Here is a 13,353-nt window from a genome sequence, read left to right on the forward strand (position 1 = left end):
AACGAAGTTTGATGTTTAAAAATGGCTCAAGCAAAAACATCCTTAATCGCAGGTATACAAGTACTTACTCAACGCGATCCTGATTTAGCTCAAATTATCGACACCCTAGGTTATCCCCCGCAATGGCAAAGAGAACCTGGGTTTGCTACTTTGATTCAGATTATTTTAGAACAGCAAGTTTCTCTAGCTTCAGCTCAAGCTACTTTTAAACGTCTCAATAATGCAGTGGATCGATTAACACCAGAAACCTTTTTATGTTTGGAAGATGATGTGCTTAAAGGCATTGGCTTTAGTCGCCAAAAAATTACATATGGTCGCGAATTAGCTCAGGCTATTACTAAAAATATTTTAGATTTAGACAGTTTTGTCAGATTAGATAATTTAAGTATCAGAAGAAAATTAACCAGGATCAAAGGTATCGGTGATTGGACTGTAGATATGTATTTGATGATGGCATTACAGCGTCAAGATATATTTCCCACAAAAGATTTGGCAGTCAAAATCGCTGTTAAAGAAATTAAAAATTTACTGACTCTTCCTCCGCCATCTGAATTAGAATTTATAGCTGAACAATGGCGACCATATAGAGCCATTGCTACCAAAATATTGTGGCACTATTATTTAAATCGCAAATCTAATTGACGATTCAATTTTTTCTGGAAAAAATCAGAGATAAATGCCCTAAAAATATTAAAATAATCTCCAAGTAGGCATAAAACTCAACAATCAGCCCAATGGATAATCAGTTACTGTGGCATAATTTTTATCAAGAAATTGACCAACCAGATGAGCAAATAGATTTAGCGAAAGCTGCTCTTTGTTATGCTCAGGCAGAATATCCTGATTTAGATATTGACAAATATTTGGCTATTCTTAAGGCGATCGCCTCAGAAATTAGACCACAACTGCCAGCCGAACTTTATCCCCTTAAAGTAATTCAAATCATTAACTATCATCTTTATGATTGCCTAAAATTTAAGGGTAATAATCAAGATTATTATGATGCTGATAATAGCTTTTTAAATCGGGTAATTGAACGAAAATTAGGAATTCCGATCACTCTGTCTGTAATTTATTTAGCAGTTGCCAAGCGTCTTGACTTTCCCATGGTAGGAATTGGCATGCCTGGACACTTCTTGATTCGCCCAGAATTTGAAGATGTCGAAATTTTTATCGATCCTTTCAATCGAGGAGAGATTTTGTTTAAACAAGACTGTCAGGAAAAGTTAAATCAAATTTATCAACAGCCAGTCGAGCTAGAACCCAGTTTCTTGGCGCCTGTAAGTAATAAACAGATCTTAGCGAGAATGCTGAATAATCTTAAATTTATTTATTTACATCGCCAAGAGTTAAATAAAGCTTTAGCTACTATGAGTGGTATCTTAAAGTTATTTCCGGGAAATGCCGCTGAAATACGCGATCGCGGTTTGTTGTACTATCAAGTAAAGCGTTGGCAAGAAGCAGTTCTAGATTTGGAATATTTTCTCAAAATTGCTCCCAATAGTGAAGATGCGCCAACAATCAAGAAATTATTACAACAAATAAATAGCGTGTAGCAACTTATTAATTTAGGCATTGAATGCTTAATTTGAATGTATATTAGTGTCGTAATTCCTACTTATAATCGTTTACCAATTCTCCAAAAGAGTCTGGCTGCTTTAGAAAACCAAAAATTTACCGATCATAAAATTGGTGGTTACGAAATACTGGTAGTTGATGATGGTTCACAAGATCAGACACTAGCCTGGTTAACAGAAAATTCAGCTCAACTGTCTCACGTAAAAATATTAAAGCAAAAGCATCAGGGAGCCGCTGCCGCCAGGAATTTCGGAGTAATGAATGCTGTCGGTGACACCATAATTTTTATTGATAGTGATTTAGTAGTAACGGAAAGCTTTCTTCAGTCTCACGCAGATGCTTTAGTTCTAGGAGAGCAAAACCTTAAAAGCGATCGCTTATTTACCTATGGAGCAGTAATTAATACTAATAACTTTGTCGAGCCAACTGCCGAACCCTATAAAATTACTGATTTTTCGGCAGCCTATTTTGCTACAGGCAATGTTGCGATCGCTCGTAAGTGGTTAGAACAAGCTGGGTTATTTGATACTGGCTTTCAACTCTATGGCTGGGAAGATTTAGAGTTAGGAGTGCGCCTAAAAAAGTTAGGTTTAAAATTAATCAAATGTCCTCAAGCAGTCGGTTATCATTGGCATCCTGCTTTTAATTTAGAACAAATTCCCAAGTTAATCGAGCAAGAAATTCAAAGAGGAAAAATGGGTGTTGTTTTTTATCAGAAACATCCAACTTGGGAAGTAAAAATGATGATTCAAATGACCATTTTACACCGTATTCTCTGGGGACTATTTTCCCTGAGAGGAATGCTTAATGAGCGTACCCTCAAACCTTTATTACAGTGGCTAATTACCCGTAATCAACCTCAATTAGCCGAGCAAGTAGCCCGTATTTTTCTCAACTGGTATAATGTCCAGAGTGTTTATGCCGCCTATAACGAACGGAATAAATAAGTAACTTGGTAAAAAATTAATAGATATAGAGCTTAACCAACAGCTCTCAGTCTTTTTTTAATTCTTGGTTTTTTCTACATTCAATACACTTTTTTAAAAATATTTAAGATAAAAATATTTGATGAATATTCTGACCGATTTATTATTTCCTAAGTCTAAAGCAAGTTCAACAGATTCTAAATCTACTGGACTTCCTGCCTTAAAGCGTAATCCTCGTGGTATTCATATTAAATCTCAACCAGAAATCGAGAAAATGCGACGTTCGGCCAAAATCGTCGCCACTGTCTTAAAAGAGATTGAGGCAATGGTAAAGCCTGGTATGACAACCGCTGACTTAGACGAATATGCTGAGAAACGCATTCGTGAAATGGGAGCAACTCCCAGTTTTAAAGGATATTATGGTTTTCCGGCTTCCATTTGCGCCAGTATCAATAACGAGGTAGTACACGGTATTCCCAGTCCTAAAAAAGTAATTCGCCGTGGAGATGTTCTTAAAGTGGATACAGGTGCTTATTGTGATGGATTTCATGGTGACTCCTGTATTACTATTGCCATCGGGAAAGTATCTCAAGATGCTGCTAACTTAATCAAAGTTGCAGAAGATTCATTGTATGAAGGTATCAAGCAAGTCAAAGCTGATAATCACCTCTTAGATATTGCCGGGGCGATCGAAGATTATGTAAAAGCCCACGGTTATAGTGTGGTAGAAGATTACTCTGGACACGGTGTTGGTAAAAATCTGCATGAAGCACCTTCAGTGTTTAACTTCCGTACCAAATGGATGCCCAATGTTAAGCTGAAAGCCGGGATGACTCTCGCTATTGAACCTATTCTTAACGCTGGTTCTAAGCATACTAGAGTGTTGCGCGATCGCTGGACAGTCGTAACTGTTGATAATAATCTATCGGCTCAGTTTGAACATACTGTATTAGTCACTCAAGATGGCTACGAAATTTTGAGCGATCGCCATAATTTAGCTTAGATATACGACCTATGGCTTCTACAAATAGAAGCCCTGTAATATTATTGATCTGTAATTGGATTTTTGCTTCTTTCCTCAATTTCTTCCAGGGTTTTCAGCAAAATACGCTTCGCTTGTAGTTGCCAACCCCACTTTTGAATATTGAAAGCAATCGGAATACCAATAGCTGGAGCTAAAAAATCTACCGGTTGTCGAAGGGAAATACCAAATAACAATCCTAATCCAGCAATCCCCCAAAAAGGGAGAGCTACGGTCTGACGCTGTTCCTCGATTAGCTTACCCAAGAATCCTGTCGGCATTTCAGCAATAAGTGCCTCTTTTACTTCTTTTTGTTCAGTTGGAGTCACAGAAATCCCTATTTTACGACGCAGACGTTCAATTTTCCGTGCATCTGTACTGTATTGAGTTAGTTCGTCTTCTGCCATCAAGATTAATCTTTCTAACTGTGACATTGATTTTGTTTCTATTTGAGTCTGAACAATTTACCCCAATATCAGATTATACCTGTTTTTCGACCTTTGACGGAGAAAGCGGTAGTACCCTAACAGGTTTGAATTGAGGGGTAAATCTTGTGACTCCAAATTAACCTATAACCTATAACCTATAACTTCTAATTCCGAATTCCGTTGCGCGACGCGACAGCGAGTCCTTTAGGGTAGCTTCTCGCGCGATGCGAAGCGAGTCCTTTAGGGTAGCGAGTACTCTGAACTCCGAACTTTTTTAGCATCCATCATTTCAAAATTGGCAGACTAGTAGTCAGAAGATAAGAAACAGAAGTTATTGTTATATGTCTATATATGTCTAATTATTAATCGTTGATTTTTCTTGATAGAAGCTGGGAACCATAAGCTTATAAAAGAAAAATTTTAGAACTTGGTAATTTGATAATGAAAAAAGCTTTAGTAGTTGACGATAGTTTGATGATGAGAGAAGTTTTCAGTGAGTATTTATATAATGCAGGATTTGGGACTATCAAAAAAGTTTCTAGTGTAGAAGAAGCACAGCAAGCCTTAGAAAGTTATGAGCCCAATTTAATCATTTTAGATGTAGTTATGGGTGGTAAAAGTGGCTTTGAGTTTTGTCTCCAGCTCAAAAAAAGTAGAAAGACTTGCTCCATCCCTGTGATTATTTGTTCGACTAAAACTACTCCAGCAGATTTTATTTTAGGCGATATTATTGGTGCCGATGCTTACCTGTCTAAATCAGTTCCACAAGATGAATTTATTCACCAAGCGAAACAGTTATCTCAACAGCCTAGTCATTGTAAATTGGTTTCATAGATTCCAACGCACAAAAAAATATATACAAATTATTTAGGATCTCAAAGATTCTAGCTTTTCCTGTTCTTGGATGGTTAAATCGGTCGATTGACCAAGTACTTCTTTGTACATTTTGATGTATTCTAGAGCTGATTTTAACCAGCTAAAGTTTTGACTCATTGCTCGTTGTTGTAGTTTTTGCCATTTATCTTTATATAAAAAACCCTCTGAAGCTCTAACCATACAGGTAAACAAATCTAAGGGTTCATAACGATCAAAACAATAGCCAGTGCCAGCTTGATTCATCGGCTCGTGATGGCTTACTGTATCTACCAAACCACCAGTACGTCTCACTATGGGAATGCAACCATAGCGCATTGCTAACATTTGACTGATACCGCAGGGTTCAAATTTAGAAGGCATGGCAAACACATCGCAACCGCTGTAGATTCTGCGTGCCAGAGAATCATTGTAGAGCAACTGTACCGACATCCTACCAGAAAAGCGACCTGCTACCTGCCATAGTTGAGTTTCAATTTGGCGATCGCCAGTTCCTAAAACCACTAACTGAGAGTTACTGTATGCCATAAAGCGATCTAGAATTTGCAATAGCAAGTTTATTCCTTTCTGATCGACTAATCGAGAGACAACCCCAATTAAAAAAACCTTTTCATCTACGCTTAAACCTAACTCTTTTTGCAGTGCTGCTTTATTTACCGAGCGCTTTTCTAGAGTATTCTGAGTAAAATTCTGTTTTAGAGCTTTGTCGATAGCAGGATCGTAACTATCAGTATCAATTCCGTTTAAAATTCCTCTGGTTTTACCACTGATAAAAGAAAGCAACCCTTCTAGCTTTTCCCCATATTCAATAGTCTGAATTTGTTTAGCATAAGTAGGCGAAACAGTATTGACGCGATCGGCAAATTGTACCGCAGCAGCCATAACGTTATGTCCCTGCATATACCAGGGGCACCAAGTAATCTGATCCAAATACCATCGCCAAGGTCCTTGATAGGCTAAATTATGGATAGTAAAAACACTAGAAATATCAGGGGATTGGTTCATCCATACGGGAAGCATACCCGTGTGCCAATCATGACAGTGTACTATTTCTGGCTTCCAGTAATTCCAGCAAAACTCCGCAGCACCATTACTAAAGAAAGTAAACCGCCATGGTTCATCTTTTCCTCCATAAATTCTCTGGGGATCAAAGGCGGGATGACCAAATAAATAAAGTGGAACATCGCTATCTGGTAAGCAAGCTTCATAAACAGCAAAGTCGTTAAACATGGCATAACCCCACCAAATAGGATCAGCAGGAATATCTATTTTGTCCTGTAAACCGCCATAGTAAGGCATCAAAATACGGACATCGTGACCTAATTTTCTTAATATTTTGGGTAATGCACCGACGACATCTCCCAAACCACCTACTTTGGCGATGGGAGCTACTTCTGCTGCTACAAATAAAATCCGCATTTAGTTACTGTGGTTGCTGAAACCTACTTTGGCTTTCTGTGTGATTATAGTAGGGCAGGGGGTGCAGGCGATAGGGGATTGCAGAAAATGATTAAGTATGGTTGATTTTAGCTAGTAATTTTGCTCTAGTTTTTCTGACAAAAATTGATCTCGAAAATGGAAAACAGCCTTAGCAACTACGAACTACGAACTACGAACTACGAACTAAATTTAAAGTCCACTTTCTCGCATTGCTTCCAAATAGTCGATCGCTGCTTGTAGCTTATCCTCATAAGAATAAGAAAATTCTTCAAACCATCTGCCTTCTTCTGAGCGCAGATTTAGATTCTTGAGCCATTGCTGAGCCTTTTCTCGTAATGCCTCTTTCCGTCTACGCTCTCTTAATTCTTCTCGTCGTTGCGCTTCAATTAGCTCTTGTTGACGGCGTTTTTGTTCAGCGATGCGTGCTTCTTCCTGACGTTTTATTTCAGCAAACTTGGCTTCTCGTTTTCGCTCTTGCATCTGATAGTCTTGATCGATCAGAGCGTTAAGGCGATTACGATATTTGCTTAAATTACTACTAGCACTGGTCTGATTAGGTTTGGGAGATACTTGGGGTTTACTAGATAGATCACTTGCTTGCTCTCTACCAGACTCTAGCTCCGTTCTTAGTTCAGTTAGCATCTGCTCCATAGATTGCTTAGATGCCTGATTTTGGGGTGGTTGCGGCGATTTATGACTAGACGACTTCTTGTTATGAGTTTCTAACTGTCTTTTCGGCTCGAACTCCTCTTTTAGCTGAGCCAATAAATCATTCATATCTTTATCCGACACAGATACCACCCCATTTGCTATTCAGAATACTGTACTGTCCAGAGCTTTATTTATATTATGAATTATGCAGCAGCTAAAGTATCTGCCAAAGGTTTCCAATTCACATAACGATCGCCACCTAGTTCCAAAACTACTTTTATCTTGGGCTCGCTTTTAGTTAAATCAACCAAATACTCAACTTCTTGGCGAGATAGTATTTGTCCTTCAATAATCCACAATGCTAATCCTTTAGCTTTGGCAGGTAAAGTATCTAATTCATAAGTAGCAATAGGTGGTACATAATAAATATCACCAACACAGGCATCACGTCCGATAGTCTTTTTGCCTAAGTGGGGAGGACGTACCCCGTGTACTCTTGTCAAATAAGCTGCTAAATCACCTAATCCTCTAGCAGTGATATTAATAGTCTGATAACCATAAGCTCGTAAACGTCTTTGATAACGTCCTTCTGATCCTCCCTCTAGAGGCATATACAAGCCTAAAGCACCATTTTTTTCTAAAGCACGAATAAATGATTTTCCAGTGGTAATTAGTGGCATAGGCTCTATGTCTGTGTGATAGTTTCCCTAGATTATATTTTAAAGCAGACTTCTTCTGAAACGATCCCAAATAAGAAGCCTATAAGCTGGTCAACATCAAATTTATTGGTTGAGGCTGATAGGGAGATAGGGGGATGGGGAGAGGATTGTCAGGTTTATTTCCTGATTAATAAATATGCAAGTTAAATGTGGATTAGCTTAATCACTTTATGATTTTCTTAAAGTCCAGGTAATACGATCGCTCTGAGATTTGTTAAACTGTTATGTACATTAATACGTACATGAGTCTATGTTCTCTTACGAAATTACTAATCCTACTGATGCTAGAAATGGGTTTTTTAAATTACTAGAACAAGTGGCTGAAAACCATCAAGTATATATGATTAATCGACGTGATGGCGAAAATGTAGCTTTAATTTCTGAATCAGATTTAACTAGCTTGATAGAAACTGTATATCTTCTACGTTCTCCTGCAAATGGTAATCGTCTCTTAAATGCGATCGCAGAGTCTCAGTCAGGGAAAATCAAGCCTCAAACAGTGAAAGAATTAAAGCAAGAATTAGGAATAGATGGCGAAAAAGAAGAAACAATCGAACAAGCATAAAACTGAGCCATTACAGCCTGTTATTATCCATCGCGTTCCTGGTTTTAGTTCCCAATTTAAAGAAGATTTAGGTTGGTGGTTCAAACAAAATCCGAAGAAAGCTGCCAAGATTTTGGATATGGTAACGGCAGTAATGCAAAATCCTTTTAAGAGAATTGGTAAACCTGAACCGCTCAAATATATGGATGCAAATATTTGGTCGAGAAGAATCGATCTCGAACATAGATTTATTTATAGAGTTAATAAAAGCCAAATAGACTTTTTAGCTTGTAGGTTTCATTATGAGTAAATACAAAAAGTGATCGCAACTGTACTTGAATTATCTTCAAGATTGTATTTCTTTCTAAATTTCTCACAGAGCGATCGCTTTTAGTTTGGCATCATTTTAAATAAGTAAAACAATTTTTAAAATATATCAAACTACAATGGAGCTAGTAATTGATCTGCATATAGAAAAATTGTTATACTTTATACTGTAATTCACTTTTTAATTCATGGTAAATTTTGGACTTAATTTTATTTCTGTAGTTGGCTTATTTGATGTTTTAGGGGGAATTGGCTATTTTATTTTAATAATCACTCAAGTTTTAGAAAGTGTCAGAAAATCCAATTCTTCTTTGTACATAATTTTAAAAGTATTGGAATTATTATTTTGTCCAATTGCTTTATTATTGTCAGGGGGAATTTTAATATTCAATGGCTGGAGACTAGATCCTATTTTGCAATTTCAACAATTACTGTTTCATTTGATTGTCATAGTTTGTTTGGTAAAAGAAGCTATGCGATCGTCGGTTTCCTTACGACGTTAGATGAATAGATTTACACCAAATTTTTTTCTCAAAATATTAGAATTTGCTCATTATGGGCTGAGATTTATAGGTGTTCCTTATTTTTTCTACTCTATATACAAAGCTGCATATCCAATTTTAATTATATTTGCATTCGATGATGATTCTGGTCTTTGGTTTTGGATTTTATTAGTATGGTTGATGGCAATTCTTCTGAGTATTTCAATTGTTATATTGTTCTCTGCTAGATACATTGATAAACATATCAACTATACGTATAGTGTTGTGGTTGCCTGCTTAGAGTGTTTTATCATTCCCTATGGTTTCGATGTTGGCATTGCAACTTTAATACTCTTATCTCAACCCTCGATTAAAAGTCTTTATAACATCGATTTAAATATATACATTGTTTACTATCTGTTCATTGTAAATAAAAGTATTCACCTTCCTTTCTCCATCGCTTCAAAAAAATATCTTTGTCAGAATTACAAACTGCGATCGCAACATTCATAACAGGCAGCTATAAAATACTAGGTTTATCAATGAATCCTCTAATTGCCCGTGGTAAATCCTTAGAGTCTTTCTGATAAGTCAGTTCTAACATTTGCCAAGCTATAGTTAAAACGCGATCGCAATTGAATTTTTCTGATAGTTGTTCTACTGAGTAAATCCCCCCAAAAGCTTCTTTTGCTGCTTCCAAGCTAGCTAACTCTAAAGCCTCTTCTAAATAATCATCCCAATCAGTAGCTTTGATATAGTAAGAATTTTTATCTCTTTGATTTAATTTTTTAATTCTTACTACTGCATTGACAATAGATGCCAACCAGGAATTAGTCATTCTTTGCTCTGCCTACACCATCTATGACTCGGACTAAATTTACTCAGACTAAATTATTATAATTATCGTCGCATATTGCTCTTTTTAACGTGATCGCTCTACTCCCTCCATCCCTACAACAAAATCCCCAAACTGAAAAAAAATATTGTCATAGCTACATAGATTCATGTATCATTAATGATTGTGGTTAAAACTGGCAAATCTCACATTCTAGATAAAAGTCTAAATCATCCCCCTAGCCAAGGAAGAGAGTTATTAACTTATAATTCTGAGGCTAAATAAGTGAGTTTTCAAGGTGTTCATTCACAAATGAAAACAATCTCGTTATGGGGTTAGTGAGAAATTTATAGGATTTGCTACCTCCTCGTTAAGATACTGAAGTATTTCTTACTTTAAGTCTTCGGGGGTTCAGGTAATTGTCAAAGTTGGAAACAGTAGAAGCTCAAACTAAAACTAAATCTGACTGTAAATCTTAGAAAATAAAATTATATATTTGCTGCTGTGCATCTTGTTTATAGCGGTTTTACCAGGAATTCGTTTGTGTTTAGACATAAATGTTTCTGATGGTAAATGCCGACAAGGTGATTATTTTTTTGTCAGGCAAAATTAAACCGCCTGTTGACTAGCAGTGGTCGGCGGTTGATAACCTAACCGGAAGTCGTTAAACAAGACTAAGGTTTATCGTGTTGCAATTATAGAGGGGCTAAAACTCGTGTCTGTCGGCATTCTTGGCACAAAATTAGGCATGACCCAAGTTTTTGACCAGGATACAGGAAATGCTATTCCCGTTACTGTGGTTCAAGCTGGGCCTTGTGTCGTAACTCAGATCAAAACTAAAGAAACAGACGGCTATAGTTCGATTCAAATTGGCTATGGCGAAGTCAAAGAGAAAGCTTTGTCGAAGCCCGAAATTGGTCATCTAAGCAAAGCAGGTGCTAATCCATTACGTCATCTTAAAGAGTATCGCATTGAAGATACGGCAAGTTATGAACTAGGCAAGACCCTAGACATTTCTGAGATTTTCAACACCGACACTACTGTGGATATTAGTGGCAAAACAATGGGTCGCGGTTTTGCTGGTTATCAAAAAAGACATAACTTCAAACGAGGCTTGATGAGTCACGGTTCTAAAAATCACCGTGCGCCTGGTTCTACGGGAGCAGGTACTACTCCTGGTCGTGTCTATCCTGGTAAGAAAATGGCAGGGCGCTACGGCGGAAAACAGGTAACTACTCGCAAACTAAAAGTTGTCAAAGTTGATGCCGAGCAGAATTTGCTACTTATTAAAGGCGCAGTCCCAGGTAAACCTGGAGCTTTGCTCAGTATTTCTCCCAGCAACATCGTGGGATAGTAATAGCAACTTGTCAGTTATTTAAGAACAGCAGAGATAGATAGCAAACAACAAATAACTATGGTTAATTGTGTAGTCAAAAATTGGCAGGGGGAAAATGCTGGCGAGGCAACCCTAGAACTAAAAGTGGCCAAAGAGGAAAACGCCGAACATATTGTTCACCGAGCATTAGTTCGGCAGTTAAATAACTCCCGTCAGGGAACAGCATCTACCAAAACTCGCTCCGAAGTTCGGGGGGGGGGACGTAAACCCTGGAGACAAAAAGGGACTGGACGTGCTCGTGCCGGTTCTATTCGTTCTCCTCTATGGCGTGGTGGTGGTGTAATCTTTGGACCCAAACCTAGAGACTACAGCACTAAGATGAATCGCAAGGAAAGGCGTTTGGCGTTGAGAACAGCCTTTAGTTCCCGTGTTGAAGATATGATTGTGGTTGAGAACTTTGGTGCTGAACTAGAACGACCCAAGACTAAAGAAGTGATCGCTGCCTTAGAACGATGGGGTGTAGCTGCTGACGAGAAAGTTTTATTGATTCTGAAAGAAGTTTCTGAGAACGTCAATTTGTCTACTCGCAACATAGCTAAAGTCAAGTTGATTAAAGCAACTAATCTCAACGTGGCTGATGTCCTTCATGCTAACAAAATTGTAGTCAGCAAAGACGCTTTATCACAGATTCAGGAGGTTTACGGTGAAGACTAAATATCAAGCGAGAGATTTAGCAGACTTAATCCTCAAGCCGATCATTACCGAGAAAGGCACAATCCAAATGGAGCTTAATAAATACGTTTTTGATGTATTGCCCAAAGCTACCAAGCCCGATATTAAAGCAGCGATTGAAAGCTTATTTGATGTCACAGTGGTCAAGATCAATACCTTGACACTACCTCGCAAAAAACGTCGTGTAGGAAGATTTATAGGCTATAAGGCTCAATATAAAAGGGCGATCGTTACTCTCAAAGAGGGTGATTCAATCGTCTTATTCCCCGATGTATAGATGTAACCGAATTTTAGAACTCGAAAAAGCTAGATAACAGCAAATTATGGGTACTCGTTCATTTAGACCGTATACACCAGGAACTCGCCAAGCCGTAGTTCCCGATTTTTCTGAAATTACTAAAAAGAAGCCAGAAAAATCTTTAACCAAATATAAACATCGTAAGAAAGGTCGTAACAATCGAGGGGTAATTACGAGTCGTCGCCGTGGTGGTGGACATAAACGTCTTTATCGCATTATCGATTTTCGCCGCGACAAGCGCAATATTCCCGCAGAGGTAATTGCGATTGAATACGATCCTAACCGTAATGCTCGGATTGCTCTAGTGCAGTACGAGGATGGTGAAAAACGTTACATTTTAGCCGCTGTGGGTATGAAAGTGGGGACACCAATCATTGCCAGTCCTGACGCTCCTATTGAAGTAGGTAATGCCTTGCCTCTAAGTAATATGCCTTTAGGTGAGACGATTCACAACGTGGAATTAGTAGCAGGTAGAGGTGGACAAATTGTTCGTGCTGCTGGTGCTGCTGCCAAAGTGATGGCCAAAGAGGGCGACTACGTAACCATTGGTCTTCCTTCCAAAGAAGTCAGAATGGTACGCAAGGAATGTTACGCCACTATTGGACAAGTAGGTAACGTTGAGTACCGCAACCTCAAACTAGGTAAAGCAGGTAGAATGCGTCACCTGGGTAGAAGACCCGAAGTTCGGGGGAGCGCGATGAATCCCTGCGATCACCCTCATGGTGGTGGTGAAGGACGTGCCCCTATTGGGAGAAGTGGTCCGGTTACTCCTTGGGGTAAACCAGCTTTGGGTAAGAAAACTCGTAAGAAAAACAAACTCAGTAATAAGCTGATTGTCCGTCGTCGTCGTTAATTCATTGTTGATTTTAAAAATATGAGTCGTTCTTTAAAAAAAGGGCCTTTTATCGCCGACAGCCTACTCAAGAAAATTGAGAAGTTGAATGCTAATAACAAGAAAGAAGTAATCAAAACTTGGTCTAGAGCTTCAACTATTCTGCCGCAAATGGTCGGACATACAATTGCCGTACATAATGGTCGCCAACACATTCCTGTGTTCATTAGCGATCAGATGGTCGGACACAAACTGGGAGAATTTGCTCCTACCCGTACTTTTAGGGGTCATGCTAAAAGCGACAAAAAAGGGAGACGCTAGATATTAGATA

General features: G+C 38.3%; 18 protein-coding genes. 13 read left to right on the top strand and 5 right to left on the bottom strand.

Features of this window, described 5'->3' with window-relative positions; genetic code table 11:
• Nucleotides 1-21 precede the first annotated feature (21 nt).
• From PLEUR7319_RS0129700 to map, 4 genes are all read left to right on the top strand, one after another.
• A complete protein-coding gene (locus PLEUR7319_RS0129700; protein ID WP_019508873.1) occupies nucleotides 22-642 on the top strand; it encodes a DNA-3-methyladenine glycosylase in 621 nt (206 codons plus the stop codon).
• 92 nt (nucleotides 643-734) lie between these two features.
• Nucleotides 735-1,556, top strand: a complete 822-nt coding sequence (locus tag PLEUR7319_RS0129705) for a SirB1 family protein (RefSeq protein ID WP_019508874.1) — start codon at nucleotides 735-737, stop codon at nucleotides 1,554-1,556.
• A gap of 36 nt (nucleotides 1,557-1,592) precedes the next feature.
• Nucleotides 1,593-2,525 (top strand): glycosyltransferase family 2 protein, encoded by a 933-nt coding sequence (locus PLEUR7319_RS0129710; protein WP_019508875.1) that lies wholly within the window; start codon nucleotides 1,593-1,595, stop codon nucleotides 2,523-2,525.
• Nucleotides 2,526-2,646: 121 nt separating this feature from the next.
• Nucleotides 2,647-3,507 carry a type I methionyl aminopeptidase gene (gene map / locus PLEUR7319_RS0129715; protein ID WP_019508876.1) on the top strand — a complete coding sequence of 287 codons (861 nt, stop codon included), beginning with the start codon at nucleotides 2,647-2,649 and terminating at the stop codon, nucleotides 3,505-3,507.
• A 41-nt stretch (nucleotides 3,508-3,548) separates the two neighbouring features.
• On the opposite strand, the gene PLEUR7319_RS0129720 is transcribed toward map, so the two are convergent.
• The gene (locus PLEUR7319_RS0129720; RefSeq protein WP_019508877.1) at nucleotides 3,549-3,959 is read right to left on the bottom strand and encodes a hypothetical protein; all 411 of its coding nucleotides are present in this window, start codon (nucleotides 3,957-3,959) and stop codon (nucleotides 3,549-3,551) included.
• 435 nt (nucleotides 3,960-4,394) lie between these two features.
• Between PLEUR7319_RS0129720 and PLEUR7319_RS0129725 the strand changes: the two genes are divergently transcribed.
• Nucleotides 4,395-4,787, top strand: a complete 393-nt coding sequence (locus PLEUR7319_RS0129725; protein ID WP_019508878.1) for a PleD family two-component system response regulator — start codon at nucleotides 4,395-4,397, stop codon at nucleotides 4,785-4,787.
• A 33-nt stretch (nucleotides 4,788-4,820) separates the two neighbouring features.
• Here PLEUR7319_RS0129725 and glgA read toward each other — a convergent pair whose 3' ends face one another.
• The 3 genes from glgA to PLEUR7319_RS0129740 form a co-directional block, all read right to left on the bottom strand.
• A complete protein-coding gene (gene glgA, locus PLEUR7319_RS0129730; RefSeq protein ID WP_019508879.1) occupies nucleotides 4,821-6,245 on the bottom strand; it encodes a glycogen synthase GlgA in 1,425 nt (474 codons plus the stop codon).
• A 210-nt stretch (nucleotides 6,246-6,455) separates the two neighbouring features.
• Nucleotides 6,456-7,043 (bottom strand): salt stress protein, Slr1339 family, encoded by a 588-nt coding sequence (locus PLEUR7319_RS0129735; RefSeq protein ID WP_019508880.1) that lies wholly within the window; start codon nucleotides 7,041-7,043, stop codon nucleotides 6,456-6,458.
• Between the two features lie 77 nt (nucleotides 7,044-7,120).
• On the bottom strand, nucleotides 7,121-7,597 hold the full coding sequence (locus PLEUR7319_RS0129740) for an NAD(P)H-quinone oxidoreductase subunit N (protein ID WP_019508881.1): 477 nt from the start codon (nucleotides 7,595-7,597) through the stop codon (nucleotides 7,121-7,123).
• A 289-nt stretch (nucleotides 7,598-7,886) separates the two neighbouring features.
• Here PLEUR7319_RS0129740 and PLEUR7319_RS0129745 point away from each other — a divergent pair, with 289 nt between their 5' ends.
• The 3 genes from PLEUR7319_RS0129745 to PLEUR7319_RS0129755 all read left to right on the top strand — a co-directional run bounded on the left by PLEUR7319_RS0129745 (nucleotide 7,887) and on the right by PLEUR7319_RS0129755 (nucleotide 9,010).
• A complete protein-coding gene (locus PLEUR7319_RS0129745; RefSeq protein ID WP_019508882.1) occupies nucleotides 7,887-8,201 on the top strand; it encodes a type II toxin-antitoxin system Phd/YefM family antitoxin in 315 nt (104 codons plus the stop codon).
• Complete coding sequence (locus PLEUR7319_RS0129750; protein WP_019508883.1) at nucleotides 8,167-8,490, top strand: Txe/YoeB family addiction module toxin; 324 nt, start codon at nucleotides 8,167-8,169, stop codon at nucleotides 8,488-8,490. The genes PLEUR7319_RS0129745 and PLEUR7319_RS0129750 overlap by 35 nt, the downstream gene beginning before the upstream one ends.
• A 205-nt stretch (nucleotides 8,491-8,695) precedes the next feature.
• Nucleotides 8,696-9,010: a Ycf66 family protein gene (locus PLEUR7319_RS0129755; RefSeq protein ID WP_019508884.1), complete on the top strand. Its 315-nt coding sequence runs from the start codon at nucleotides 8,696-8,698 to the stop codon at nucleotides 9,008-9,010.
• A 499-nt stretch (nucleotides 9,011-9,509) separates the two neighbouring features.
• Here the strand turns inward: PLEUR7319_RS0129755 and PLEUR7319_RS37175 are convergent, their stop codons facing one another.
• Nucleotides 9,510-9,827: a hypothetical protein gene (locus PLEUR7319_RS37175; RefSeq protein ID WP_019508886.1), complete on the bottom strand. Its 318-nt coding sequence runs from the start codon at nucleotides 9,825-9,827 to the stop codon at nucleotides 9,510-9,512.
• A gap of 712 nt (nucleotides 9,828-10,539) precedes the next feature.
• Here PLEUR7319_RS37175 and rplC point away from each other — a divergent pair.
• The 5 genes from rplC to rpsS are packed head-to-tail and all read left to right on the top strand — an operon-like array spanning nucleotide 10,540 to nucleotide 13,343.
• Nucleotides 10,540-11,178: a 50S ribosomal protein L3 gene (gene rplC / locus PLEUR7319_RS0129770; protein WP_019508888.1), complete on the top strand. Its 639-nt coding sequence runs from the start codon at nucleotides 10,540-10,542 to the stop codon at nucleotides 11,176-11,178.
• Between the two features lie 60 nt (nucleotides 11,179-11,238).
• A complete protein-coding gene (gene rplD / locus PLEUR7319_RS0129775) occupies nucleotides 11,239-11,874 on the top strand; it encodes a 50S ribosomal protein L4 (RefSeq protein ID WP_019508889.1) in 636 nt (211 codons plus the stop codon).
• A complete protein-coding gene (locus PLEUR7319_RS0129780) occupies nucleotides 11,864-12,169 on the top strand; it encodes a 50S ribosomal protein L23 (protein ID WP_019508890.1) in 306 nt (101 codons plus the stop codon). Before rplD ends, PLEUR7319_RS0129780 begins: the two co-directional genes overlap by 11 nt.
• 46 nt (nucleotides 12,170-12,215) lie before the next feature.
• Nucleotides 12,216-13,043, top strand: coding sequence for a 50S ribosomal protein L2 (gene rplB, locus PLEUR7319_RS0129785; protein WP_019508891.1), 828 nt, complete (start codon nucleotides 12,216-12,218; stop codon nucleotides 13,041-13,043).
• Nucleotides 13,044-13,064: 21 nt separating this feature from the next.
• Nucleotides 13,065-13,343, top strand: a complete 279-nt coding sequence (gene rpsS / locus PLEUR7319_RS0129790) for a 30S ribosomal protein S19 (protein ID WP_019508892.1) — start codon at nucleotides 13,065-13,067, stop codon at nucleotides 13,341-13,343.
• Nucleotides 13,344-13,353 lie beyond the last annotated feature (10 nt).

Origin of the sequence: Pleurocapsa sp. PCC 7319, assembly GCF_000332195.1 — a bacterium.
GTDB lineage: Bacteria > Cyanobacteriota > Cyanobacteriia > Cyanobacteriales > Xenococcaceae > Waterburya.

What these genes read in the sequence shown, in the direction of transcription:
- PLEUR7319_RS0129735 (WP_019508880.1), bottom strand. Translation starts at nt 7,043, where the DNA reads ATGAATGATTTATTGGCTCAGCTAAAAGAGGAGTTCGAGCCGAAAAGA.
- glgA (WP_019508879.1), bottom strand. Translation starts at nt 6,245, where the DNA reads ATGCGGATTTTATTTGTAGCAGCAGAAGTAGCTCCCATCGCCAAAGTA.
- PLEUR7319_RS0129710 (WP_019508875.1), top strand. Translation starts at nt 1,593, where the DNA reads ATGTATATTAGTGTCGTAATTCCTACTTATAATCGTTTACCAATTCTC.
- PLEUR7319_RS0129740 (WP_019508881.1), bottom strand. Translation starts at nt 7,597, where the DNA reads ATGCCACTAATTACCACTGGAAAATCATTTATTCGTGCTTTAGAAAAA.
- PLEUR7319_RS0129720 (WP_019508877.1), bottom strand. Translation starts at nt 3,959, where the DNA reads ATGTCACAGTTAGAAAGATTAATCTTGATGGCAGAAGACGAACTAACT.
- PLEUR7319_RS0129750 (WP_019508883.1), top strand. Translation starts at nt 8,167, where the DNA reads ATGGCGAAAAAGAAGAAACAATCGAACAAGCATAAAACTGAGCCATTA.
- PLEUR7319_RS0129755 (WP_019508884.1), top strand. Translation starts at nt 8,696, where the DNA reads ATGGTAAATTTTGGACTTAATTTTATTTCTGTAGTTGGCTTATTTGAT.
- PLEUR7319_RS37175 (WP_019508886.1), bottom strand. Translation starts at nt 9,827, where the DNA reads ATGACTAATTCCTGGTTGGCATCTATTGTCAATGCAGTAGTAAGAATT.
- PLEUR7319_RS0129745 (WP_019508882.1), top strand. Translation starts at nt 7,887, where the DNA reads ATGTTCTCTTACGAAATTACTAATCCTACTGATGCTAGAAATGGGTTT.
- rplD (WP_019508889.1), top strand. Translation starts at nt 11,239, where the DNA reads ATGGTTAATTGTGTAGTCAAAAATTGGCAGGGGGAAAATGCTGGCGAG.
- rplB (WP_019508891.1), top strand. Translation starts at nt 12,216, where the DNA reads ATGGGTACTCGTTCATTTAGACCGTATACACCAGGAACTCGCCAAGCC.
- PLEUR7319_RS0129705 (WP_019508874.1), top strand. Translation starts at nt 735, where the DNA reads ATGGATAATCAGTTACTGTGGCATAATTTTTATCAAGAAATTGACCAA.
- map (WP_019508876.1), top strand. Translation starts at nt 2,647, where the DNA reads ATGAATATTCTGACCGATTTATTATTTCCTAAGTCTAAAGCAAGTTCA.
- PLEUR7319_RS0129725 (WP_019508878.1), top strand. Translation starts at nt 4,395, where the DNA reads ATGAAAAAAGCTTTAGTAGTTGACGATAGTTTGATGATGAGAGAAGTT.
- rpsS (WP_019508892.1), top strand. Translation starts at nt 13,065, where the DNA reads ATGAGTCGTTCTTTAAAAAAAGGGCCTTTTATCGCCGACAGCCTACTC.
- PLEUR7319_RS0129700 (WP_019508873.1), top strand. Translation starts at nt 22, where the DNA reads ATGGCTCAAGCAAAAACATCCTTAATCGCAGGTATACAAGTACTTACT.